Below are 22,694 nucleotides of genomic sequence, written 5' to 3'. Positions count from 1 at the left end.
TGCGTTTCTGACACGCTTCCGCATACCTTTTTTGCATACCCTGCGGCCCGGCGCTGTGCCAGAATTGGTGTCTCTACTTTTTCAGGAATCCGATCATGCAAGATCCGCTGGTCTATCTCAATGGCAGCATGACCCCGCTGTCCGAAGCGCGCATCCCGGTGCTGGACCGTGGCTTCATTTTCGGCGACGGCGTGTATGAAGTGGTTCCTATCTACGGCCGTAAATTATTCCGCTCGGAACATCACCTGGCGCGCCTGTTCCGTAGCCTGGCCAAGATCAGTATTCCGAATCCGCATGACAAAGAGCAGTGGATGGCGCTTATCAACGGCGTCATCGCGGCCCATCCGGCGGATGACCAGATGGTCTACATCCACGTCACCCGCGGCGTCGCCAAGCGCGGCCATGCGTTTCCCAAGGAGCCGCTGACGCCGACCGTGTTCATCATGACCAATCCGCTGGTGCTGCCGAGCGCCGCCTTGCGCGCCAGCGGCGTGCCCTGCGTGGCGATGGAAGACCAGCGCTGGCTGCATTGCGAGATCAAGTCGATCTCGCTGCTGGGCAACGTATTGGCGGCGCAGAATGCGGCTGAACACGGCGTGGTGGAAGCGATCCAGTTCCGCGACGGCTGGCTGACCGAGGCTTCCTCGTCCAATGTGTGGATCGTCAAGCACGGCAAGCTGATGGCGCCGCCCAAGGACAACCTGATCCTGGAAGGCATCCGCTACCGCCTGATCGAGGAACTGTGCGCCGCCGGCGGTATTCCTTTCGAGGCGCGCCGCATTGCGCGCGAAGAGGTGTTCCATGCGGACGAGGTGTTGCTGTCGTCGGCCACCAAGGAAGTGTTGCCGGTGGTGTCGATAGATGGCAAGGCCATTGGAAACGGCGCTCCCGGCCCCATATACAAACAGTTATACGAGGCTTATCAGCAGGCCAAGGCCGCTACCTGAAAGGAACGGGTTTCTTTCAGGTAGTCGGAGGAATGGTTGCAGGGTGGAAGATTTCCACCCTGTTTTCATTTACACAAGCCATTCTTGCAGAATCCTGCGCCGCTGATAAGCTGGGAGAGTAAACTAGCTACCTGCCTGCAACATCACTGAAGAGTAAAGACCATGACCGACCTGACCAAGCCCATCGATCCAGCAGAAAGCCTGATCGAATATCCCAGCGTGTTCCCCATCAAGATCATGGGACCGACGCATGATGCTTTCGTCGAGACCATCGTCGGCGTGGTGCTGCAGCACGATCCTACTTTTCATATCGACAAGCTGGAAGTGCGGCCATCGTCCAAGGGCAATTACACCGGTCTGACGGCCAACGTGTATGCCATCCACCGCGAGCAGCTGGACAATCTGTATCGCGCCTTGTCTTCCCATCCAATGGTCAAGATGGTGCTGTAAATCCAACTGAAATCAGGGCTCGGGTTCCCCGGGCCATTCGCTTTGCGCCTTGAAAGCACGGACCTCAGCTGTCAGCCAGCGATGAAAAGCCTGCACCTGCGGCTTGTCCATCGCTTCCTTGGTGCAGGCAAAATAATAGGATAAGGGGCAGCGCGCCACGACGTCGAACAGGCGCACCAGTTCGCCCGAAGCAATTTCCTGCAACGCGATCGCGTGCCGCGTCAGCGCTATCCCCAAGCCATCCGAAGCCGAACGCAGCAGCATCGAGGCATCTTCGATCAGCAAGCCGCCGGTCGGCTCCACCAGATCCACGCCCGCCGCCTCGAACCACGGCTGCCAGGACGATTCTGTATCCATGCGCAGCAAGCTGCACTGCTCCAGTTCCTGTGGCGTTCTCGGCAGCTTGCCGTCGCGGTAGTGCGGACTGGCCACCGGATAATAAAAGTCGTCCATCAGTTTTTCCACCACCAGGCCGGGATAGTTGCCCAGGCCGTAGCGCAGGCCGACGTCGATCGGTTCCCGCTCCAGGTCATTGAGATGGTTGCTCGATTGCAGCACGACTTCGGTATCGGGGTGCAGATCGATGAATTTCCACAGCCGCGGCGCCAGCCAGCGCGCCGCAAACGAGGGCAGGGCGGAAACCGTCAGGCGTTTCTGCGTGGCGTCGAATTTCAGTGCTTCGGCGGCCAGCGCGATTTCATTCAGCGATTTGCGGATAGTGGCGGCGAAGCGCTGGCCTTGGGCGGTGATGGTGATGCGTTTGCCGTGGCGCAGGAACAACTGCACTCCCAATTCCTGTTCCAGGGCGCGGATCTGGTGGCTGATCGCCCCCGGCGTCACATAGATTTCCTCGGCAGCGCGCGAAAAGCTGTCATTGCGGGCGGCGGCTTCAAAGGCGCGCAGGGCGGAGAGATTCGGCAGTTTTCTGAGATCGGCCACGGCGGACTCGGGTTTGTATGAGAAAAACTAGCAAGGAAAGGGAAAATTACTCGTTTTGTTAACACTCTTCATTTGATTAAAATGACCCTGTAGAAACAAGGAATGGCTATATCAAGCGCTTGAAGAGGATATAGCGATCAATATACCAGCAGTTTCAAGGAGCAGCATCATGAGAAAATTATTAGCTAAAGAGTCTTTGACTATCAGCGCCGGGCAAGCCCTGTCGGTGATCGCGCCGGTGGCGCAAACCTTGCAAATCACGCAAGGCCGCGTATGGGTAACGGTTTCCGGCCAGGGCGATGACTACTGGTTGTCGGCCGGGCAATTCCTGCATGTCGCCGCCGACAGCCATGTCGTGATCGAAGCCCACAAGGGCAACAGCGTGGTGCAAGTACAACAGCTGTCGGGCCGCCTGCCGGCAGTCAGCGCACGCGCTGGCTTCAGCAAGTCGCTGACGTCAGGCGCCACGCCGGCAACCTGCTGATCCGATGGCGGATATGGCGGATCAGATCACGTTCTACGGCAACGCCGATTCCGGACACGCATACAAAGTCGGTCTGATGTTGGCAGTCAGCGGCGTTGCCCATACTTACCATTCTATCGATATCGGCCAGCCGCGCCATTTGCGGCCTGAGCCGTTCCGCAGCCTCGCCAAGTTCGGCGAGGTGCCGTTGCTGGTGCACAACGATGTGCCGTATATCCAGTCCGACGCCATTTTGATGCATCTGGCTGAGCATACCGGCGGCTTCGGCGCGGAATCGCCGCTGCGCATGGCGCGCGTGCGCGAATGGCTGTTCTGGGAAGCCAACCGGCTCGGCATGTGTTTGCCGCAGCTGCGCTGGGCGCGCAGCTTCGCCCCGCAGGATTATCCGGCCGGCGCCGTCGGCTGGCTGCAGAGCCGTTTTGACGTCGATATCGCCAAGCTGGAGACAGAACTGGCCGACGGCCGCGCTTTCATCATCGATGATCAGCCGACCATCGCCGATTTTTCCCTGTGCGGCTACCTGTTCTGGGCGGATGCCGCCGAAGTCGTGCCGCCGCCGAGTGTCGCGGCGTGGCTGCAGCGCATCAGCCGATTGCCAAACTGGCAATCTCCCGAGGATTTATTGGCCCCCTGAGGACCTGGCGGGGCATCGGCGTGCAGCCGCTTTTGCACGCCGCCCGCCTTTTTTCGTTACACTGGCGCCTATGTCCAGTGCGCAGCAACTCCGTTCCTCCGATTACCCGCCCAGTCTTCAGATCATCCAGCGCGGCGTCGAATCCTACCCCGTCAGCTTTGAGGCCATGCGCGTGTTTACGGCCGCCCGCGGCGTCGATACCCCCGACCAGCTGTGGATAGTTGAACATCCGCCGGTGTATACGCTGGGTTTGGGCGCCGATCCGAGCCATGTGCTGGCGCCGCACGATATTCCGGTAATCCAGACCGACCGCGGCGGCGAAGTGACCTATCACGGCCCCGGCCAGGTGGTGATCTACCTGCTGCTGGACTTGCGCCGCCGCCGTCCCTCCGCCCGCCTGTTCGTGCGCGAATTCGTGCAAAGTATCGAGCAGGCGGTCATCGACACGCTGGCAGCGTATAATCTGGCCGGTGAACGCAAGCCCGGCGCGCCCGGGATATATGTTGCCGACGGCGCCTGGCAAGGTGCGAAAATCGCCGCGCTTGGTTTGAAAGTAAAGGCCAGCGGCTGCACCTACCACGGTGTATCGCTCAATGTCGCCATGGACCTGACGCCATTTTCCTGGATCAATCCGTGCGGCTACGAAGGCCTGCAGACCGTCGATATGAAAACACTAGGCGTTGATATAGCTCTCTCTGAGATGCAGTTAGCGCTTGCTGACCACTTGATAGAAAAATTTAACTGCGTGGTTTAACTGCGCGATTTAACCGAGCGCCCTCCGGGACTCCAACAGACCATGACCACAGAAACCACGCCGTCGCTGCCAGCCGAAGCCACTGTTGCTAGCGCTGCTTACAATCCGTCCGAAAAGCAGAAGGGCGCCAGCAAGACCGCGCGCATCCCGATCAAGATCATTCCGATCGAGCGTCTGAAAAAGCCGGACTGGATACGCGTCAAGGCAGCCTCGCCTTCCTCGCGCTTCTACGAAATCAAGGACATCCTGCGCGCCAACAACCTGGTGACGGTGTGCGAAGAAGCCAGCTGCCCGAACATCGGCGAATGCTTCGGCAAGGGCACGGCCACTTTCATGATCATGGGCGACAAGTGCACCCGCCGCTGCCCGTTCTGCGACGTCGGCCACGGCCGTCCCGATCCGCTCGACGTCAACGAGCCGGAAAACCTGGCCAAGACCATCGCCGCGCTGAAACTGAACTACGTGGTCATCACCAGCGTCGACCGCGACGATCTGCGCGACGGCGGCGCCGGCCACTTTGCCGAATGCATCCGCCACGTGCGCGCGCTGTCGCCGAATACCCGCATCGAGATCCTGGTGCCGGACTTCCGCGGCCGCATGGACCGCGCACTGGAAATCCTCAACCTGGCGCCGCCGGACGTCATGAACCACAACCTGGAAACCGCGCCGCGCCTGTACAAGGAAGCGCGTCCTGGCTCCGATTACGAATACTCGCTGAACCTGCTGAAGCGCTTCAAGGCGCTGCACCCGAACACTCCGACCAAGTCCGGCATCATGGTCGGCCTCGGCGAAACCGACGAAGAAGTGCTGCAAGTGATGCGCGACATGCGCGCCCACGACGTCGACATGCTGACCATCGGCCAGTACCTGATGCCAAGCGGCAATCACCTGCCGGTGCGGCGCTATGTGCATCCTGACGTCTTCAAGATGTATGAAGAAGAAGCCTACAAGATGGGCTTTGCGCACGCGGCAGTGGGCGCGATGGTGCGCAGTTCCTACCATGCCGACCAGCAGGCGCATGACGCCGGCATGGCGGTGAATACGCAGTAGCTAGTCAGCTAGTCAGCTAGTCAGCCGGATAAGCAACTGCCAACACTGGTCGAGGCGGCGGGGATTACATGTCGAGGATGAGTACGTCGTCGAAAGCAAAGCCCCGGACCCGCACGGTATGCAGGGGAATCGCCATTTTCGCCTCGATCTCTATTTTCTTGCGTAACCGTGTCACCATGGTATCCAGACGGTTCTGATCGTAAGTCAGGTAATCCTCGCCAAACTCGGTCACGATCTTTTTGCGCGACACGGCTTCGCCGGAATCGAACAGCGCGAATATCTTGATGAAGGAAAATTCCAGGCTGGTAAGCCGGATTTTGGCGCCGTTAGGCGCTTCCAGGGTGCGGTTGCGCATGCTCAGGCGCCAGCCGCAAGTGAACTTCCGGGCCAGGGATACAATGAATGCCTGCAACGCCGGCATGCCGGTATTTTCGCTTTGCTGCGGCTCGCCGCCGGCGGTGGTAAAGATGGTGATGCCATCATCTGCTCCGGCGCGGTACGGCAGCGGGAATGTACTGTGCTGCTGAGTCTGGCCGAGTATTTCCTCGCTGCCCTGACAGTCTTCAACAACGCCGGTCAGACTTGGCATGTCGCCTGCCCGGTGGCGGCAGCGTCCGGCGATGTCTGTAACATGGGTGACTTGAAATCCCGCATTACTAAAAATCGCTTTCAGTTGCTCGACATTCCCGGTGTCACCCTTAAGCAGTAGAAGACTAATCATTTTGTCCGGTCGCTTGTAGTTGCCCTATGGAAAAAATACTAAAACATCAACCTGGTAACTTCCTTACAATTTCTGACGTTCTTGGCAAGTTGTTGTAAGCGTGGAGATGCAAGCTGCAACTTGGGGCGACATAGCGAAATGTTCTGCAACATTGCGCGAAATCGAGCCATACGCATGCGGCATCCAGAGCTCTTCCGCGGTATGTTCCGATGAGAGTGGCGCCCATCCGCCATACCGCGCTATCCGCCTGCGAGCGCTTGCTTGCAGGTTTTCCAGTAAGTGAGCCTGGACAGCAAACCGACAGTTCCGCCATTGATCAGCCGCGTAATCTTGATGAATTCATCGTTCGCATCGACGCCTGGCTTGTCGTCGGCCAGCCCATTTAAATTCAGCGATCCCCAATACCATGCGGCGGAGCGTGCCGCGCCGGCGGGTTGCGCCAGCAGATCGGGATCACCCACCGTATCCAGGCCAAGCGCTTTGCCGCATTTCGTGTAGTTCTGGCGTCCGGTCAGCTGGATCAGTCCTCTGCCGCGAAATTTCCAGCCGTCGCCGCTGCTTTCATCGCCGTTGCCCATGCGGCTTGCATATACCTTGTTGGCGATCTTTTCCGGGTTGTAGCCGTATGCCGCGGCAATCTCGTTGCTGGTAAAGCGGCTCGGCCATACCTGGCGCAACCGTTCTGCCGAATATTTCAGGTTTTCGACGAGGTGCTGGAATTCTCCGGATTCATGCAGGATCTGCGCCAGGAATGCCGCTTGCCGTGCCGGCGAAGTGATTGCGGATTCTTCCATGGCGCTATTCAAAGGCTGGATCCAGGCGTCGATATGCTGCCTGGCGGCGGGAGTGCTGAGCATGGCTGCGAACTGCGCTTTGGTGATTTCTTTCATGATCGGTGCCTTTTCTGAAAACGATGGTGGTCAGGCTGTCGTCGTCAAAAATCAAGTGATCCGGCCGGTCGGAGTCACCTGATCGCGGACCGCGCGGCAGCGCCGGCTGGCTTACTGCAGGGTGGATGCGGCGGCTGGCTTGGCGCTGCCGCCGACCTTCGGCTGGATAGCGGTCTGCAGGATATCCATCACGCGCGCCAGGCCTTCCGGCATGCCGCCATCCTCTGCCAGCACCTGCACGTGGTATTTGGCCGAGTTATCCGAGCTGCGCGTGTTTTCCTTGTGGGAGGCGACCGAGCCTTCGATGTGCACGGTGGCGCTGAAACAGCCCCAGCCGAATTTCATGTCTGCCGATAATTTGGCCGATGCGTCCTGCGACTCCTTGACGGCGAACGACGATTTCACTTCCATATCGAAAGTGATGTCGACCCGGGTGATCGACAGGCTGGGAACCTTGACGATGGAGAGCAGCGGCACATTCAATGAGACATCTTCGTCGACCGTCTTGCTTGGATCGTCAGGATCGACGGTCTGGCGCGTAAATGAGAACTTTGCGGTGCGCGTCGCGCCGACCCCGTTGGGATCGTCTTTCGACGGCGCCGTGAAGCCGACGTACTTGATGAAATCGGCGGTGGCGTTGGCGAGCCTGATCTGCGCATCGCAAGCCGCGGTCAGCGGACCGCCAATCAGGTCGCCCATCGGCAAGCCTTTGAATTGTGAAGCCATATCGATTAATTCGGACATCATTTTCTCCTGAGTGACAAGACCCGGAAGGGTCGGGAAATCCACGCCAGACAAAGCGCTGCCCGGTGTGGCGTGAAAGCATGGACGGCTGTGCGGCCGGTTCTGCCGACTGAAGCGGCCGAAATGGCCAGCCGTCGATTAACAGCTTATGAGGCGCCGGCCCTCTAAGGCATGACATTTCCTGTCAAGCGCCGCAGCCATTTCAGGCAGGCATCGGCCGCCAGGCGACCGCAGCCGTGGTGCTTGCGGCCGGGACGCAGCATGTCAATTTTTCTTTCCTGTTCGGGCGTGAGAAGAAAGATCCAATCCGATTTCGCCCGGCGCAGACTGTGCGGCGCCGCGCGGCGAAATGCGATGGATAGCTCGCCGTCGATGATGTGGATATCGAGCCTGATTGCCAGCGCGGGCTGGCGCATTCTTTGCCACCACGGCGGCGGCCGCAGGGCGATGGCGTCGCGTGCCGGTGCGTAGGGATTGAGGGTGTGCCTGATGCGATAGCAGCGCACATGAAACTGCAAGGCGTGCAAGGCGAGGCATCGCTGCGGATAGAGTTCGGCCAGCGAGATGACAAGAGATGAGCCGTCGAACGCTGAGTAGCGCAATTCAGCCATGACGTCCGACTGCGATCGCGGCATCGCCGCCAGCGCCAGATTGGCGTTGTCGAACGACGCCGCCAGCGCTTCGCAAAAGATGTCGAGAGAAGAAATGACGGATGCCATGCCGGCCTCGGCCGCTAATCCAGGTACATCGGCTTGCGCGCAAAGCCGATGTTATAGACGGCATACTGCAACACCACCTGATGCTCGCCAATGTTGTATAGACCGAAGCTCTTTTCGGTATTCAGGATATAGCCACGCGGGCTGCCGGCAAGACAGCGGTTGACCAGCGCCATGGCCTCTTCGATTTCAGCTTCGGTCTTGATGTTTTGCGGATTGTCGTTGCCGACTACGATGCGTTTGATATAGCGCATCTCGGTAAGCTGGAAGCGTTCTGTGCTCAAGGCAATCTCCGTGGTTTGGTAGAGGCGGTCTTTACTTTGGCAAGATCGCGCCAGCGTGGCCCTGACCCTTAACCACATCGTTGACCAGTCTGGCCAGGCCTTCGGATTTTTCAGTGGCCACCAGCTTGAGCTTGATGTGAGCCGCGTTGCCGCTGCGCTTGGCCATGCCGCCGGTCTCGGGGTTCACCATCAGGGCCGCCTTCTTTTCCGCCGGCGCCGCCAGCCCGGCCTGGCTCATGAACGAAGCGTTGTGTCCGCTGCGTTCTTGCTTTTCAAACGCAGCCAGTTCGACATCGAGGTCGATTTCCGCCTCGCCGATGATCAATGAGCTATGCGGAACCAGCGAGATCAAAGGCAAGCGATAGCGGTACAGATCGCCTTCGCTGGTTGTGCTGTGTATGGCCGGCAGCTGCAGGTCGATCGCGGTCGGCTGGTGCTGCTCATCGAAGAACGAAGCGATATTCGCCATTTGGGCTTTCTCCACCATGTGCTGGGCGTTCATGATGGAACCGGCTATCGCCAGTATCATGTCTTCGAGGCTGGCTAGGATTGCCATGGAATAGACCTTTCAAGGTGGTGCGGGAATGATATGAACAGCATCCATCCGGTCCGGCAGATGGATGCTGCATCTTCTGCTTAAGCCATCACTATGTTTTCGAGGCTGAATTTCAACGCCGTCGAGCCGACGCCAGGACCGCCGCCGGTCATGATGATGTCAGCGCTGGCGATGCCCAGCAGGGAGATTTCCGTGTTCACGTCGGACATGATGGCGGAGTTCATCACCTGTCCTTCGACTACTTGCGATACCGCGCCTATCCACAGGGTCGGCTTGAATTCAAACACCGCTTTCTGTCCCGGCGCGATTGAGGTCTTGGTCGCCAGCACCCGGCCATCCTTATAGATGCTGGCGTTGATTGCGCCTTTGTCGAGATCGTTCCTGAGCTGGACTTCCTTGGAGCTGGTGCCTGGGCCGGCCAGCGACAGCGTGTCGCCCGAACCTGTCAGGCTGACGTGGAACAGCTGGCTGTTCTGCGCCGGCAGTTGCGGCGTGTAGTTGCCGTAGCTGTCGCTGGCGCCGACTGCCATCGTCATCGGGAAAGTGAACGGGTGATTGTCGCCTTGTCCGCAATTTTTGATGATCTTCCAGGCGACCGACAGTTCGTCGAAATCCGAGGCGGTGTTTTTCTGGAAAACCACGATTTGAGAATTGTTCAGATCGTTGGACTGGTTGATGAAATTGAGTTTGATATCCATTGCTATCGCTCCAAAGTTGAGAAAGACGACACCCCATGCGTCGCCTGGTTTTGCTACGGGTACTGCGCCTGCAATCAAGCCTTTTGCAAATTGTCCAGATTGAATTCGTAGGGCCTTGCCGTATTTCCCGCACCGCCGCCGCTCATGACGATGTCAGCGCTGGCGACGCCAGACAGCGACAGTTCAGTCAACGGGCCGGCGATGCCGGCGACATCGATGATTTGTCCTTCTTCGGCTTGCGTTGCGATACCGATGGAGAGCGTCTGCTTGAATTCGAACAGCGCTTTTTGCCCCGGTGCGATGCCGTTCCTGCAGGCGAGCAGCCTGCCGGCGGCATAGATGTTGGCGTTCACTGCCCCGCGCGCTAGTTCATTCCTCAGCACGATCTGGCGGTTCCTGTCGGCGGCGCCGCGGCGCGATAATTGGCGTCCCACGGCGCAAGCAGTGACGGCGAACCAGCTGCCGCACGGCGCCGCCTGGCGTGGCGAATAATTTCCAAATTCATCGCTGAGAGCAATTTCAAAATCGCTCGAATAGAGAAACGGGTGGCTGCAGTCCTTGCCGCAATGCCGGATCACCGTCCATGCCACCGTCGCTGGCGGCAGATCGGCGTTCGCATTGTCCTGGAAAACCAGGATGCTCGCCTGATGGCCGCTGTCTGTCCGATTGATGAAGTTGAGCCTTGCCAGCATCTCTTTCCCCGATGTATTTGTCTTGAACGCAGGAGAAAGATAGGACAGGCAAAGCAGCAAGGCGATTACAGGCGATTACATGGAGCGACTACTCATTGCGGATGGCGGCAACTGCGAAAGTATCTTTTGTTCTTCGGACTGTGGCATGAATTCGCCCTCCAGCTTTGCCCCGCGCATGATGCGAAATGCATGCCCTCCGAAACGGATCTCGCCGCGGCGTCGTTCGATGACAGCGCCGCTGCCGATTGCGTCGGGCAGAAATTTTTTCAGCTGCTGGCGGGCCCTGAATATTTGTATATTCAGATATCCGGTATCCAGCCCCAGCATTTTCGACAGCTGCTCTATGCCTATCCAGCCCTGGCTGTCCGCTTCGTAGCCTCTGTTTGCATCGTGCAGCCGATGCCTGGCGAGCGTCAGCAAGCTGTAGTGATGGATGCGCTCGCCAAGATCGACCACAGGTTGGCCGTTGCAGGCGACCTGCAGCCAGGTGTGTTCTTCATTCAAGCTGACATCGAAATGAAAAAGCGGACAGGCCGGAGAGATGACGTGCGTTACGGCCACGCGAGTCCGTGTATCAGATGACGATTTCAAATCGACGTGCGCACGGCAGCGGTCTGCTTCATCCCCGCGCGGGAAGTTGCCGGCAGATGCTTTTTCATCGGTGGATTTCATTACCTGCTCCTCAAGGATTTTCAGGATGATACGGAGCGAGATTATTCGTGAGCTGTTCTCATGGCGTGCAGAGAATGTCGCGACATCCAGGCTCGGCTGCCATCCACTGTAGAGCGTGCCGGCTGCGGCCTTCCTGATCATTTCTGACAGATGCGAAGCGCTCGAATCGACGTTTCAGAGCCGCCAGAAACCGTCAGGAACAACGGCCGCCGCAACTCTATCCTGCAAGTATCGGAGCGGCGCCAGGCTAGATATAGAGCGGCGACCGCAGCGAGCCTGCCGGATCGGCCCGTCATTACATATTTTCCAGCGGAATCCACGCCATGTTTTCAAGAACCCGACGAATCAGGCAGACGCGCATGGTGGTCTATGGACTGGCGTTGATGCTGATCGCCCACATGCTGCTGATGGCGATGCCGCCGAAGGAAATCACGATAGCCGCCGGCCCCGCAAGCGGCACCTATTACCAGCATGCGATCGCGTACAGGAAACTGCTTGAGCAAAGAGGTTATCGGGTGAAAATCCGGTCGGAAAAATATACCGAAACCATTGCCGACATGGTCAACGACAGCGATTCCGGCATCGATGTCGGTTTTGTCGCTCAGGAATTGCATGTCGATAAGCTCCGCAACATCGCCTCGCTCGGCGACATCGAGCTGGAGCCGGTTTTCCTGTTTGCGCACCGAGTCTCCGGCAAGCAAAGAAAGATCGCCACTTTCTCTGACTTGAGGGGATTGAGGATAGTGTTGCCGCCGGAAAGAAGCGTGACCAGTCAGGCGGCGGCGAAAATATTCAAGCTCAGCAATATCGATAAGACCAATACCGTCATCGAATATCGCGAACTGGACGACGCCATCCGCCAATTGAAAGAGGGCAGAACCGATGCCGGCATCTTCATGCTGGGCGCCGACAACAGGCAGGTGATCGAGCTGGCGACCAATCCAGACCTGGAGCTGGTCGAAGTCGGGCAAATCGACGCCATGGTAAAGGACATCCCGTTCCTGCAGCACGCCGTGCTGCCTGCCGGCATCTACGACCGCGACAAGAATATTCCCTCCGCGGATATGCAGCTGCTTGCCGCACGGGTCTCGATCATCGTTAAAAAGACGCTGCCGCCGGCCACTGCCTACGCGTTGCTGGAGGCCATGGCTGAAGTGCATCGCGCTGGAAACTATGTCAGTCAGCCGCGCGAATTTCCTTCCTATCTTGCAGCGGATTTGCCACTGCATGCAGTGGCGCCTGAGTTTTACCGCAGCGGTACGCCGTGGATATTTGCCAGTCTGCCGCCGGCGCTGGCCAGTATCGTTGACCGTTACCTGATGCCGCTGCTGGCGCTGTGGCTGCTGGTCGGCTTGCGCCGCGGGGTCGCGGATGTCGAGGGCGTTCGCCGTTTTGTCCTGATGACCTTGAGCTTTCTGATGCTGAAGTGGCTGCAGCGGCATGCGAGTCAAGGAAAGATTTTTTCCGAACGAGAGGAATGGATGATCGGAAAAATCGAGCGCTGGATTGCCAAGGACGACAAAAGCGCAAGCCTCAGGCAGGCGATTGCCGAATTGCGACCGGACTGCAAACGGCAGCATTCTTGCTAGTTAACCTCTTCCAGGAGTCACTGTAATGGAAAAGCAAGCTCTCGACGTTGTCGCCGCCATGAGCGAAACATATGATCACTATTATGCGAGCAGCGGTTACCGGCTGCGCTATCCGGTGCCTAATCATGCGACGCTGGATTACGTCATGGCGGGCGGCGCCGCTGACGCCAGCCGCATTCTCGATTTCGGCTGCGGCAACGGCCGCTACGGACTGCCCTTGCTGGAACGCACCCAGGCCAGGATAACCGGTTATGACATTTCGCTGGCGTCGCTGGCAGAGTTTGACGCCGAGCTGAGGCGGACGCCGTACCGTGAGCGTGTCACCTTGATTCATGGCGGCCTGGAGAGCTTGAGCAGGCAAGAACCCTACGATCTGGTGTTGATGCTGTTCGGAGTTTTATCGCACATCGGCGCGCGGGAAGAACGGATCGAGGCTTTGTGCAAAGTACGCACGCTGATGAAGCCTGGCGCCAGGCTGATCCTGTCGGTCCCCAGCATCTATCGGCGGCGGCCGTTCGAACTCCTGAAATTCGGCATTCAGCGACGTCTCGGGCAAGCCCGGGCGCCACAGGACGAAGCGGGAAACATCTTCTTTTCGCGCGCGATCAACGGCAAGCCCGTGGTTTTTTTCTACCATCTTTATTCGGTGGCAAGCCTGGCTGAAGAACTGGCGCACTGCGGATTCCGGATAGGTGAATGTACGCCGGAAAGTTTGTTGCCGGAATGGCTGGTCACGCAGTCTGCGCTGGCGCGCCGTCTCGACCGGCTGCTCCTGCCGGTATTGCCGGCAGCGTTTGGCTATGGCATCCGAGCCATAGCCGAGCGGGTTTGAGATGCAAGGCTTGGTTTGCCATGCCGCCCTGCCGAGAAGAAAACCTGATTGAAAAATTCCATGTCCAGAGCTAAATTTCTTCTTGCCGTGCTGTCTGCGCTACTCCTGGCGAGCGGCGCCGACGCGTTTGCCGCCGGCCGTATCGACATGATCAGGAAGCGTGGCGAAATCGTCGTCGGCGTGAAGGTGGACTATCCGCCGTTCGGGATGCTGGATCAGGCTGGCGTGCCTATCGGCTTTGAACACGATCTGGCCGCCGACCTGGCCCGGCGGCTGGGAGTGCGCCTGCGCAAGGTCGCGGTGACCGGGGCCAACCGCTTGCAGGAGCTGGATGAGGGCAGGGTAGACATAGTGATCGCCACTACCGGCGACACCGCCGAACGCCGCAAAATTGCCACCATGGTCGAACCCAGCTATTACTCCTCCGGAGTGACGCTGATGACGCGCCCCGAGATCAGCTTCGCCAGGTGGAGCGATTTACGCGGCCAGCAGGTTTGCGCCACCCAGGGCAGCTATTTCAATCGCACCATGAGCGAGCGCCATCTGTTGACGCTGCAGATGTATGGCAACGGACGTGACGCCAAGCTTGCCGTGCGCGACAAACGCTGTGTCGGCTGGCTGTTCGACAATACGGCTATCGTCGGCGATTTGCATTCCGCGGAATGGCGGGATTACCGGGCGTCGCTGGCGCCGCAGTTGATCACGCCATGGTCGATCGCCGTCACCGCTTCCGAGAACGGCGGCGGTCTCGATCGATTCATCGGCGACAGCGTCGCGGCATGGCATCGGGAAGGCTTTTTGATCGGGCTGGAGCAGAAGTGGGGCCTGTCGCCCAGCCGCTTCCTGACGGACGCCAGCCAGCGCTGGAATGCAAGGGACGCCGGCGGTCAATTCATCTGCCGCCGCGATGCCGGCGGCCAATGGCCGGTAGCCTGCCGCAATCCGATCTTCGTTACTTCGTCGGAGGTGAGCGGCTTGAGAAAAATCGGCCTCTATGTCAAGGAACGCAGCGGCATCAATCTGACATTCATCTATGACGATTACGAGCGCAGCCAGTTCCTGCAAGGAGCGCTCACGACGCTGGCGCTGACGCTCTCCTGTGTGCTGGGCAGCCTGGCGGTGGGGATAGCCTTCGCCGTGATCGCCGATGCCGAGATTGCGGTTGCCAGCCGCGCGGTGCAACTGGGCGCGCTGATCGGCAGGATGACGCCGCCCTTGCTGCAGATCTACGTACTTTTCTTCGGCATCGGCAGCGTTGCGGCAGCGTTGTGGGATGTCAGGCTGAGTCCGTTTGCGGTGGTGGTGGCTTGCCTGTCCTATGCGACCGGATCCAGCGTGATGAATGTGATGATGAACGCCGCTGAGGCGCGTCGCAAAGAGCTCGCCGGCTTCCGCTTGCGGCCTGCGACGGTTCCCGCGGTCATGGTGCTGACGTCGGCTGCGGTCAGCGCCGCCCTGGTCAATGTCTCGAAAGCGACCATGATGGCCAGCGCCATATCGGTGCCGGACCTGCTGTCGGTCTCGACCTCCATTATCGCCGAGCACGGCGAGGTCGGCGTGGTGATGAACACCTTGATGCTGCTGTTCCTGATCCTGAGTTTTAGCGTTATCAGATTATTTCGGCTGGCCGGAAGGAAGGGCGCGCAATGGGTTTCGGCGAGGTACTGAACAGCTTGCTGCACTGGTCGCCGTTTCTGGCGCAAGGATTCCTCTGGAATATCCTCATATCGACTACGGCCATGGGCAGCGGCACCGCCTTGGGCTGGGCGCTGGCGTCGATGCGTGCTTCCACCTGTTCCTGGCTTGCCGGCGGCAGCGCGGTGCTCACGGAATTCGTGCGCGATGTGCCGACCTTTGTATTCCAGTTTTATCTGGTCTTCATGCTGCCGACAGAGCTGGCCGTGCCCTGCCTTGATGTTGTCCTGCCTATTCCTGCATGGCTGAAAGCCGCGCTGGCGCTGGCCATGGCGGTGACCGGCTTTGTCTCGGACAACCTGCTGGCAGCGATTCAGCAGTGGCGCCGCGGCAATCGTCGCGACGCCATGCTGTTCATCCCCAACTGGGCGAATTACTTTGTCCTCATCGTCATGGCCTCCAGCGCCGCCTCGGTGATCGGCGTCGGCGAATTGGTGAGCAGCTGCAATACTGTCGTCAACGCCATCGGCAAGACGCAAATCATCTTGTGGATCTACCTGTACGCGATGCTGTGGTTCTTCCTGTTTTGCTATCCACTGGTGCAGGCGATGCGGCTGGTGCGGCGCTATATCGAAAGGCGCGGATCGCGCATCAGCGATTGATCAGTTCAAGCTCCGGTGCGCCGTAACGCTGGCCGACCACCAGGTCCTCATCCAGCACCGCGCGGATGGCGGCCAGTTCGTCGGCGCGCAGTACGATGTCGGCGGCTGCGGCATTTTCTTCCAGGTGTTTGATCTGCCGCGCGCCGGGAATCGGTACGATGTGTTCACCCTGCGCCAGCAGCCATGCCAGCGCCAGCTGCGCCGGCGTGCAGCCGCGTGCGCTGGCCAGCGGCGTCAGCGCTTGCAGCAGGATGCGGTTGCTTTGCAGCGCGCCGTCCTGGAAGCGCGGCAGCATGCGGCGGAAATCGTCGGCTGCAAGTTGATCGTTGCTGCTGATTTTGCCGGCGAGGAAACCGCGGCCCAGCGGGCTGTACGGTACGAATCCTATGCCCAGTTCGACGCACAGCGGCAGGATTTCCTGCTCCTGGTCGCGGCTCCATAAGGAGTATTCCGATTGCACCGCGGCGATCGGATGCACCGCATGGGCGCGGCGCAAGGTGGCCGCCGACATTTCCGACAAGCCCAGATGGCGCACCTTGCCGGTGCGCACCAGGTCGGCCATGGCGCCGACTACGTCTTCGATCGGCACCTGTGGATCGACCCGGTGCTGGTACAGCAGGTCGATGGTTTCCACGCCAAGGCGCCGCAGCGACGCTTCGGCTACCTCGCGTATATGCTGCGGCCGGCTGTCGACGCCCGCCATGCGCGCCATGCCCTGCACATCTTTGCTTTCCGGCAGGATCTTGAAGCCGAACTTGGTGGCGATGGTGACCTTGCCGCGCACTGCCTTGAGGGCGCGCCCGACCAGTTCTTCATTGATGTAGGGGCCGTAGAGTTCGGCGGTGTCGAAATGGGTGACGCCAAGATCGACTGCGTGCTGCAGGGTCTTGATAGAGGTGGCGTCGTCGCTGGCGCCGTAGCCGAAGCTCATGCCCATGCAGCCCAGGCCGATGGCGGAAACTTTAAGGCCGTTGCGGCCAAGTGTGCGGGTTTTCATTGGAGTTGTTCCTTGGTTGGTGATGACGGGATCAGTATCCTCCGAGCAATTGCTAGCGATAAGCCATGTTATATTTGATGTAATACTGAAAAAAATTCATCAATGGACAAGCCCGACCTGAATGAACTGGATGCTTTCGCCAGCGTTGCCCGCCATCGCAGCTTTATCAAGGCGGCGCCGGAATGCGGGGTTTCCGCTTCCGCCCTGAGCCACGCCATGCGCACGCTGGAAACCCGGCTGGGAGTGCGCCTGCTCAACCGCACTACCCGCAGCGTGACCCCGACAGAGGCTGGCGAGCAGTTGCTGGCGCGGCTGGCGCCGGCTTTGCGCGAAATCGGCGAGGCGCTGGATCAGGTCAACCAGTTCCGCGATACGCCGCGCGGCAGCCTGCGCCTGAATGTTCCGCGCATGGCGGCGCGCTGGCTGCTGGCGCCGATTTTCGCGCGCTTTCTGGCGGCTTATCCGCAAATCCGGCTGGAAGTGGTGACCGACGATAGCCTGGTCGATATCGTCGCCCAGGGTTTCGATGCCGGTATCCGCTTCGGCGAAAGCCTGGCGCGCGACATGATCGCGCTGCCGCTGGGGCCGCCGCTGCGCCTGATCGTGGTGGCTGCACCCATGTATGCGGCCCGGCGCGGCTTGCCGCGGCAGCCGCAGGATTTGAAGCAGCACGCCTGCATCGGCCGCCGGTTTCCCAGCGGCGCGCTGTATGCCTGGGAATTCGCCAAGGATGGCGAGACGCTGGCGGTGGCGGTCGACGGTCCTTTGCTGCTGGACGACGATGAGCTGATGCTGCGGGCGGCGCTGGACGGTATCGGCCTCAGCTATCTGTACGAAGAACAGGCCAGGGAATGGATCGCGCAGGGCCGCCTGCTGCGGGTGCTGGACGACTGGTGTCCGCCGATACCGGGATTTTTCCTGTATTACCCGAGCCGGCGCCAGCTGCCTACCGGCTTGCGCCTGTTTATCGAAATGCTGCGCGCCAGCCTGGACGGTTCAGAGTAGGATCGGCTTGGGAAATACACATTTTTATTGTCGTACCGCAAGTTTTCAAGGGTATCCTTGAAAGCGCTTGAACAAGACGCCGCCATCGATTGCCGTACTTTCAGGAGCCCGCCTATGATCCGCAACCGTCTGATTTCCCTGATCGCCGCCGCCTGCCTTGCTGCTCCGCTGGCCGCCGCGGCTCAGCAGGCCTTCACCAGCAAGCCCGTCAATCTGCGCGCCGGCCCGGCGCGCGATTATCCTTTGGTGGCTCAGCTGGGGCCGGGCACGCCGGTGCAGGTAGCGGGTTGCGTGAATGACTATAGCTGGTGCGACGTTACTTTGCAGGATGGCAATCGCGGTTGGGTTTATGCCCGCAACCTGAATTATCCCTACCAGGGCAACCAGGTACCGCTGATCACTTACGGCAGCGCGATCGGACTGCCGATTATCGTCTTTTCCATCGGCAGCTATTGGGGCCAGTATTATCGCGGCCGTCCGTGGTACGGCCAGCAGTCGCACTGGGCGCACCGGCCGCATCGTCCGCGGCCACCCGTGGTGCGACCGCCGCCGCCAAGGCCGAAGCCGCCAGGGGTCTTTCCGCAGCGGCCGCATCGGCCAGAATTCGGGAATGGCCAGCGTCCGCCGCAGAGCGGCGCCAGGCCGCCAGGTAACGGAGCACGGCCTCCAGGCGGCAGGCCTCCGGGTGGTGGCGGACGGCCACCGAATGGCGGCAACCGGCCGGGCCAAGATAGGCCACAGCCGCGTTGACGGTTGAGGGCGAGGCCTAAGTCTACCGTCTCGCCTGCTTTATTTTCCGCGCCGCATTTGCGCCAGCGTCGCCAGTTGGGCAGTCGCCTGCGCCAGCTCGGCTTGCGCCAGCGCATAGTCGATATCCGAATGCAGGTTTTGCAAACGCTCCTCGGCCTGTTGCCGCGCCTGCGTGGCCTTGGCTTCGTCCAGGTCTTTGCCGCGGATCGCGGTATCGGCCAGGATGGTGACAGAATGCGGCTGGATTTCTGCGTAGCCGCCGGCGACATAGATGAAATCGTCTTCGCCCGACGGCCGTGTGATGTGGACTGCGCCAGGCTTCAGGCGCGTCAGCAGCGGCGTGTGGCCGGGCAGGATGCCGAGCGAGCCTTCGATGCCCGGCAAGGTGACCAATCCGGCGCTGCCAGCGTACAGCTCGCCTTCCGGACTTACGACGACGACTTGAGTTTCCGACATACGGGTTCCTGTAGCAAGACTCGATCATCGGGGCGCATCAAGCTACCCCGGTTGCGTCTATGATACAAGATCGGCCCGGCCAGGAATCAGGAAATTCGCCGGAGCTGCCTGGCTGCCATTCAATGCAGCTGGCCGCCGCTCTCAAGCACATCCTGCTGCAAGCTCATGGCGCTCTGGAGAGCCGCGCGCAAGCCGTCGATGACGGTGTCCAGGGCCAGGCTCGGCTGGCCCGGATGGCGCGCCGCCTGCGACGGGATGTAAGGGATATGGAGGAAGCCGCCGCGCACTGCCGGCGCCTGCTGCGCCAGGCTATGCATCAAGCCGTAGAACACATGGTTGCAGACGAAGGTGCCGGCGGTTTGCGAGACTTCGGCCGGGGCGCCGGCGGCGCGCATCGCCTTCACCATGCCCTTGATCGGCAAGGTCGAGAAATAGGCGGCCGGGCCGTCACCGCAGATCGGCTGGTCGATCGGCTGGCGGCCGGCGTTGTCGGCAATCCGTGCATCGTCGACATTGATCGCGACCCGCTCCAGCGACAGCTGGCTGCGGCCGCCTGCCTGGCCGACGCACAGCACCAGCATCGGCTTGAATTCGGCCAGCAGTTCATCCAGCGTTTGCAGTGCCGTGCCGAACACGCAGGGCAGCTGGCGCGCCACCACGCGCGCGCCCTCGCATTGCCAGCCGTCGAGCGCGCGCACTGCTTCCCAGGAGGGATTGAGCGGTTCCTGCTCGAACGGTTCGAAGCCGGTAAGCAGAATGATTGGCTGAGTCATGCTGCGCCAGCCCTAGTTGAGCGGTTCCAGCGCCAGCATGGCGAAGGTCGCCAGCCAGTGCTCGCCGGCGTATTCGCCGCTGACCACATTCGGCAGGCCCACTTCGATATGGCGCCGCGCCGCCGCGCTCAAGATGGCGGCCGCTGGATCGGCTTCCGGCAGGCGCCGGGCGATCCGCTTCATGCACCAGGCGCGGCTCAGGTTCAGGCCGTTCAGGTGGGCGATCTTGGGATCGCTGTGGTCGCTGACGTCAGCCGGATTCATCAGGCGCTCGATATCGCCCAGCGCCGGCAGATACTGCGCGAACCAGTCGGGGAACACATCCGCTTCCAGCACGTCGCTCATCAGCAAGGCTTCCGTCAGCGCAGCCGACAGGAATTCGTCGCCGCCCGGTTCGTAGTGCGCCGGGTAATTGCTGTCGCCCATGAAGTAGCGGCAGGCTGAGTTGACCACGGCGCTTTCCAGTTCCGCATCCTTGCGGTGGCGGGCGAAATCCAGGATCAGCTTGAGGGCGAACGCGCTGTTGTAATGGGTGCCGACCCGGATCGCATAGCTGAGCTTGGTGAAATAGCTGAACACGTGGCTGCGGATTTCCGCCACCAGCGGTTCCATGGCGGCGAGCCAGGTCTTGGCTTTTGGGTGCTGCCAGGTATCCAGCTCCTGCGCCAGCGCCACGATCCAGGCCCAGCCGTACGGGCGCTCGAAAGAAACCCGTCCCGGCGCCTGGAAGTAGGCCAGTTCCTGTTGCATGTTGGCGGTCGTGAAATGCTCATCGAACAGCGCCGTGATCTCGGCCTGCTGTGGCAGCGCCGGATACAGGCGGGCGCAGCGCGCCAGCAGCCAGTAGCCGTGCACCGCCGAATGCCAGTCGTAGCAGCCGTAGAACACCGGATGCAGGGTGCGCGGTGAGAGCACGTCGTCGGCATTGTTGAGGACGTGCATGATGTGGTTCGGATATTCGTGGCGCAGCGAGCGCAACGGCAATGCCGCGAAAGCCGAGACCTGGTCAAGTGTGAGATGCATGTTTGCTCCTTAGCGGAAGACGATGAAGTACATCAGCAGTATGTTGGCCGTCAGCAGCGTCACGGCAGTCGGGATCTGTATCTTGATCACCTTGTATTTGTCGGTCAGTTCCAGCAGCGCCGCCGGCACGATGTTGTAGTTGGCGGCCATCGGTGTCATCAGCGTGCCGCAGTAACCGGCCAGCATGCCGATGGTGACCAGCGGCGCCGGGTCGGCGTGCTGGCCCGTGATCAGGAATGGCAGGGCGATACCGGCCGTCATCACCGGGAAGGCGGCAAAGGCGTTGCCCATGATCATGGTGAACAAGGCCATGCCGACGCAATAAATCACCACCAGCAGGAAACGGCTGTCCGGATTGACGAACAGGGTCACGACTTCCTGCACCGATTTGCCGGTCTGCGCAGCGACGAAGACACCGCCCAGCATCGCCAGCATCTGCGGCAGGATGGCGGCCCAGCCGATGGCGTCGACCAGCCGCCGCGATTCGCGTACCGCTTGCAGCGGCGTGCCGCCGGTCAGCTTCCAGCCGGCCAGGATGGCGCAGACGCTGGCGATGCACAGGGCGGCCAGGGTCAGCTGTTTCTGGTCGAGCAGGTAGACGCCGCCGATGGCGACGTTCTTCAGCAGTACGGTGCACAGCACGGTGACCAGAGGAATCAGCAGCGCCGGCAGGAAGATCCAGTTGCCGAAGCGGTTGGCCGATGCCTGGCGGTCAGCGGCGCTGCGCTGCAGATACGTGCCGACAGACAGCAGGCCACAACCGGCGATAAGCGAAATCGCCACCACCATGACGCCGATAACGCGATACGCCATCGGTTTGCCGAGGCCAGCCACCAGCATGTCGCCGAACAGGAAGACCGAACCGAACAGGAACCAGAACAGCGCCGTGGTCAGGCGCTTGGGATTGCCTTTGTCGCGCAGAGTCATGCCGACCAGCAGCATGACGATGATGCCGACCAGGTAATAGATTTCGTTGATGGTCAGTAGCGTCTTCATGCTGCCACCTCCTTGCCTTCGGAACCGCCTTCAGATTTTTTCCAGGCTTCGACATCGCGCCGTATGCTGGCGTCGAGCCGCGTCAGGCGCACCATGTGGATGATCAGCGCGGCGATGGCGGTCGGGATGGCCCACAGGCCGAGATGCAGCGGTTCGATATTGGTGATGCCGTTTTCCTTGAGGAAGGCATCCATCAGCAGCACCGCGCCGAAGGCGATGAAAATGTCTTCGCCGAAGAACACCGCGATGTTGTCGCAGGCGGCTGCATGGGCACGGATCTTGTCGCGGATGGGCAGCGGCAGCTCGCCGTATTTGGCGACGGCGGCGCCTTCCACCATTGGCGCCAGCAAGGGCCGCACGGTTTGCGCCTGGCCGCCGATATAGGTCAGGCCGAGCGCGCCCAGGCCCTGGCGCAGCACGAAATACAGCATCAGGATGCGCGCCGAAGTGGCGTTGGCGAGGCTGGCGATCCAGTCTTGCGCGCGTTCTTTCAGGCCGTAGCTTTCCAGCAGGCCGATCACCGGCAGGATCAGCAGGAAGGTCGCCAGCGAACGGCTGTTGACGAATTTTTCGCCAAAGGTTTCCAGCAGGGTGCCGAGATCCATGCCGACCGACAGGCCGGTCGCCAGGCCCGCCACGGTCACCACCAGCAAGGGGTTGAATTTAAATGCGAAGCCGGCCACCACGATCGGTATCCCTATCAGCGGCAGTAATTCCGTTACGGTCATTGCTATCTCCTCATGTT

At 60.4% G+C, this 22,694-nt stretch carries 28 protein-coding genes; 12 read left to right on the top strand and 16 right to left on the bottom strand.

From position 1 onward, the window contains the following. Positions 1-95 precede the first annotated feature (95 nt). Positions 96-947 carry a D-amino acid aminotransferase gene (locus BCF11_RS09345; protein ID WP_098494498.1) on the top strand — a complete coding sequence of 284 codons (852 nt, stop codon included), beginning with the start codon at positions 96-98 and terminating at the stop codon, positions 945-947. A gap of 162 nt (positions 948-1,109) precedes the next feature. After that, positions 1,110-1,397: a DUF493 family protein gene (locus BCF11_RS09340; RefSeq protein WP_098494497.1), complete on the top strand. Its 288-nt coding sequence runs from the start codon at positions 1,110-1,112 to the stop codon at positions 1,395-1,397. Between the two features lie 12 nt (positions 1,398-1,409). Here the strand turns inward: BCF11_RS09340 and gcvA are convergent, their stop codons facing one another. Next, entirely contained in the window at positions 1,410-2,336 is a 927-nt protein-coding gene (gcvA, locus tag BCF11_RS09335; protein ID WP_098494496.1) for a transcriptional regulator GcvA, read from the bottom strand. A gap of 169 nt (positions 2,337-2,505) precedes the next feature. On the opposite strand from gcvA, the gene BCF11_RS09330 reads away from it, so the two are divergent. The 4 genes from BCF11_RS09330 to lipA all read left to right on the top strand — a co-directional run bounded on the left by BCF11_RS09330 (position 2,506) and on the right by lipA (position 5,258). Continuing rightward, positions 2,506-2,820, top strand: a complete 315-nt coding sequence (locus BCF11_RS09330) for a DUF2917 domain-containing protein (protein WP_098494495.1) — start codon at positions 2,506-2,508, stop codon at positions 2,818-2,820. Between the two features lie 13 nt (positions 2,821-2,833). Then, complete coding sequence (locus BCF11_RS09325) at positions 2,834-3,454, top strand: glutathione S-transferase family protein (protein WP_098497405.1); 621 nt, start codon at positions 2,834-2,836, stop codon at positions 3,452-3,454. A 70-nt stretch (positions 3,455-3,524) separates the two neighbouring features. Beyond that, positions 3,525-4,208, top strand: coding sequence for a lipoyl(octanoyl) transferase LipB (lipB, locus tag BCF11_RS09320; protein WP_098494494.1), 684 nt, complete (start codon positions 3,525-3,527; stop codon positions 4,206-4,208). Between the two features lie 42 nt (positions 4,209-4,250). After that, a complete protein-coding gene (gene lipA / locus BCF11_RS09315) occupies positions 4,251-5,258 on the top strand; it encodes a lipoyl synthase (protein ID WP_098494493.1) in 1,008 nt (335 codons plus the stop codon). 64 nt (positions 5,259-5,322) lie between these two features. Here lipA and BCF11_RS09310 read toward each other — a convergent pair whose 3' ends face one another. The 9 genes from BCF11_RS09310 to BCF11_RS09270 form a co-directional block, all read right to left on the bottom strand. Continuing rightward, positions 5,323-5,847: a winged helix-turn-helix domain-containing protein gene (locus BCF11_RS09310; RefSeq protein WP_158229169.1), complete on the bottom strand. Its 525-nt coding sequence runs from the start codon at positions 5,845-5,847 to the stop codon at positions 5,323-5,325. Between the two features lie 371 nt (positions 5,848-6,218). Next, positions 6,219-6,869 (bottom strand): glycoside hydrolase family 19 protein, encoded by a 651-nt coding sequence (locus BCF11_RS09305; RefSeq protein WP_098494491.1) that lies wholly within the window; start codon positions 6,867-6,869, stop codon positions 6,219-6,221. Positions 6,870-6,980: 111 nt separating this feature from the next. Next, entirely contained in the window at positions 6,981-7,616 is a 636-nt protein-coding gene (locus tag BCF11_RS09300; protein WP_098494490.1) for a DUF2589 domain-containing protein, read from the bottom strand. A gap of 161 nt (positions 7,617-7,777) precedes the next feature. Next, positions 7,778-8,332 carry a hypothetical protein gene (locus tag BCF11_RS09295; RefSeq protein ID WP_098494489.1) on the bottom strand — a complete coding sequence of 185 codons (555 nt, stop codon included), beginning with the start codon at positions 8,330-8,332 and terminating at the stop codon, positions 7,778-7,780. A 14-nt stretch (positions 8,333-8,346) separates the two neighbouring features. Beyond that, complete coding sequence (locus tag BCF11_RS09290) at positions 8,347-8,613, bottom strand: hypothetical protein (RefSeq protein WP_199110804.1); 267 nt, start codon at positions 8,611-8,613, stop codon at positions 8,347-8,349. Between the two features lie 31 nt (positions 8,614-8,644). Next, positions 8,645-9,169 carry a DUF2589 domain-containing protein gene (locus BCF11_RS09285; RefSeq protein ID WP_098494488.1) on the bottom strand — a complete coding sequence of 175 codons (525 nt, stop codon included), beginning with the start codon at positions 9,167-9,169 and terminating at the stop codon, positions 8,645-8,647. An 80-nt stretch (positions 9,170-9,249) separates the two neighbouring features. Then, the gene (locus BCF11_RS09280; protein WP_098494487.1) at positions 9,250-9,867 is read right to left on the bottom strand and encodes a hypothetical protein; all 618 of its coding nucleotides are present in this window, start codon (positions 9,865-9,867) and stop codon (positions 9,250-9,252) included. Positions 9,868-9,941: 74 nt separating this feature from the next. Further along, on the bottom strand, positions 9,942-10,559 hold the full coding sequence (locus BCF11_RS09275; protein WP_098494486.1) for a hypothetical protein: 618 nt from the start codon (positions 10,557-10,559) through the stop codon (positions 9,942-9,944). 75 nt (positions 10,560-10,634) lie between these two features. After that, on the bottom strand, positions 10,635-11,231 hold the full coding sequence (locus BCF11_RS09270; protein ID WP_098494485.1) for a hypothetical protein: 597 nt from the start codon (positions 11,229-11,231) through the stop codon (positions 10,635-10,637). 323 nt (positions 11,232-11,554) lie between these two features. Here BCF11_RS09270 and BCF11_RS09265 point away from each other — a divergent pair, with 323 nt between their 5' ends. Genes BCF11_RS09265 through BCF11_RS09250 form a run of 4 tightly spaced genes read left to right on the top strand, consistent with a single transcriptional unit; the run spans position 11,555 to position 15,949 of the window. Next, positions 11,555-12,820, top strand: coding sequence for a TAXI family TRAP transporter solute-binding subunit (locus tag BCF11_RS09265; RefSeq protein WP_098494484.1), 1,266 nt, complete (start codon positions 11,555-11,557; stop codon positions 12,818-12,820). 25 nt (positions 12,821-12,845) lie between these two features. Then, a complete protein-coding gene (locus BCF11_RS09260) occupies positions 12,846-13,652 on the top strand; it encodes a bifunctional 2-polyprenyl-6-hydroxyphenol methylase/3-demethylubiquinol 3-O-methyltransferase UbiG (protein ID WP_098494483.1) in 807 nt (268 codons plus the stop codon). Positions 13,653-13,712: 60 nt separating this feature from the next. Beyond that, positions 13,713-15,320, top strand: coding sequence for a transporter substrate-binding domain-containing protein (locus BCF11_RS09255; protein WP_098494482.1), 1,608 nt, complete (start codon positions 13,713-13,715; stop codon positions 15,318-15,320). Beyond that, a complete protein-coding gene (locus BCF11_RS09250; RefSeq protein WP_098494481.1) occupies positions 15,299-15,949 on the top strand; it encodes an ABC transporter permease subunit in 651 nt (216 codons plus the stop codon). The genes BCF11_RS09255 and BCF11_RS09250 overlap by 22 nt, the downstream gene beginning before the upstream one ends. On the opposite strand, the gene BCF11_RS09245 is transcribed toward BCF11_RS09250, so the two are convergent. Then, a complete protein-coding gene (locus tag BCF11_RS09245; RefSeq protein ID WP_098494480.1) occupies positions 15,939-16,946 on the bottom strand; it encodes an aldo/keto reductase in 1,008 nt (335 codons plus the stop codon). The two genes, BCF11_RS09250 and BCF11_RS09245, sit on opposite strands and share 11 nt — an antisense overlap. Before the next feature lie 102 nt (positions 16,947-17,048). On the opposite strand from BCF11_RS09245, the gene BCF11_RS09240 reads away from it, so the two are divergent. Together BCF11_RS09240 and BCF11_RS09235 are read left to right on the top strand one after the other, a co-directional pair. Continuing rightward, positions 17,049-17,951, top strand: a complete 903-nt coding sequence (locus tag BCF11_RS09240; RefSeq protein WP_098494479.1) for a LysR family transcriptional regulator — start codon at positions 17,049-17,051, stop codon at positions 17,949-17,951. A gap of 114 nt (positions 17,952-18,065) precedes the next feature. Then, the gene (locus BCF11_RS09235; protein ID WP_098494478.1) at positions 18,066-18,701 is read left to right on the top strand and encodes an SH3 domain-containing protein; all 636 of its coding nucleotides are present in this window, start codon (positions 18,066-18,068) and stop codon (positions 18,699-18,701) included. Between the two features lie 39 nt (positions 18,702-18,740). Here the strand turns inward: BCF11_RS09235 and BCF11_RS09230 are convergent, their stop codons facing one another. The 5 genes from BCF11_RS09230 to BCF11_RS09210 form a co-directional block, all read right to left on the bottom strand. After that, positions 18,741-19,157: a F0F1 ATP synthase subunit epsilon gene (locus tag BCF11_RS09230; protein ID WP_098494477.1), complete on the bottom strand. Its 417-nt coding sequence runs from the start codon at positions 19,155-19,157 to the stop codon at positions 18,741-18,743. A 119-nt stretch (positions 19,158-19,276) separates the two neighbouring features. Then, the gene (gene pcp / locus BCF11_RS09225; RefSeq protein WP_098494476.1) at positions 19,277-19,930 is read right to left on the bottom strand and encodes a pyroglutamyl-peptidase I; all 654 of its coding nucleotides are present in this window, start codon (positions 19,928-19,930) and stop codon (positions 19,277-19,279) included. A 12-nt stretch (positions 19,931-19,942) separates the two neighbouring features. Next, positions 19,943-20,953 (bottom strand): DUF2891 domain-containing protein, encoded by a 1,011-nt coding sequence (locus BCF11_RS09220; RefSeq protein WP_098494475.1) that lies wholly within the window; start codon positions 20,951-20,953, stop codon positions 19,943-19,945. A gap of 9 nt (positions 20,954-20,962) precedes the next feature. Then, positions 20,963-21,949: a DUF979 domain-containing protein gene (locus BCF11_RS09215; protein WP_098494474.1), complete on the bottom strand. Its 987-nt coding sequence runs from the start codon at positions 21,947-21,949 to the stop codon at positions 20,963-20,965. Further along, positions 21,946-22,677, bottom strand: a complete 732-nt coding sequence (locus BCF11_RS09210) for a DUF969 domain-containing protein (protein ID WP_098494473.1) — start codon at positions 22,675-22,677, stop codon at positions 21,946-21,948. Before BCF11_RS09210 ends, BCF11_RS09215 begins: the two co-directional genes overlap by 4 nt. Positions 22,678-22,694: the final 17 nt, after the last annotated feature.

The organism is Collimonas sp. PA-H2 (genome assembly GCF_002564105.1).
In the GTDB taxonomy this organism is placed as follows: domain Bacteria; phylum Pseudomonadota; class Gammaproteobacteria; order Burkholderiales; family Burkholderiaceae_D; genus Collimonas.
This window is presented reverse-complemented; position numbering and strand designations above follow the sequence as displayed.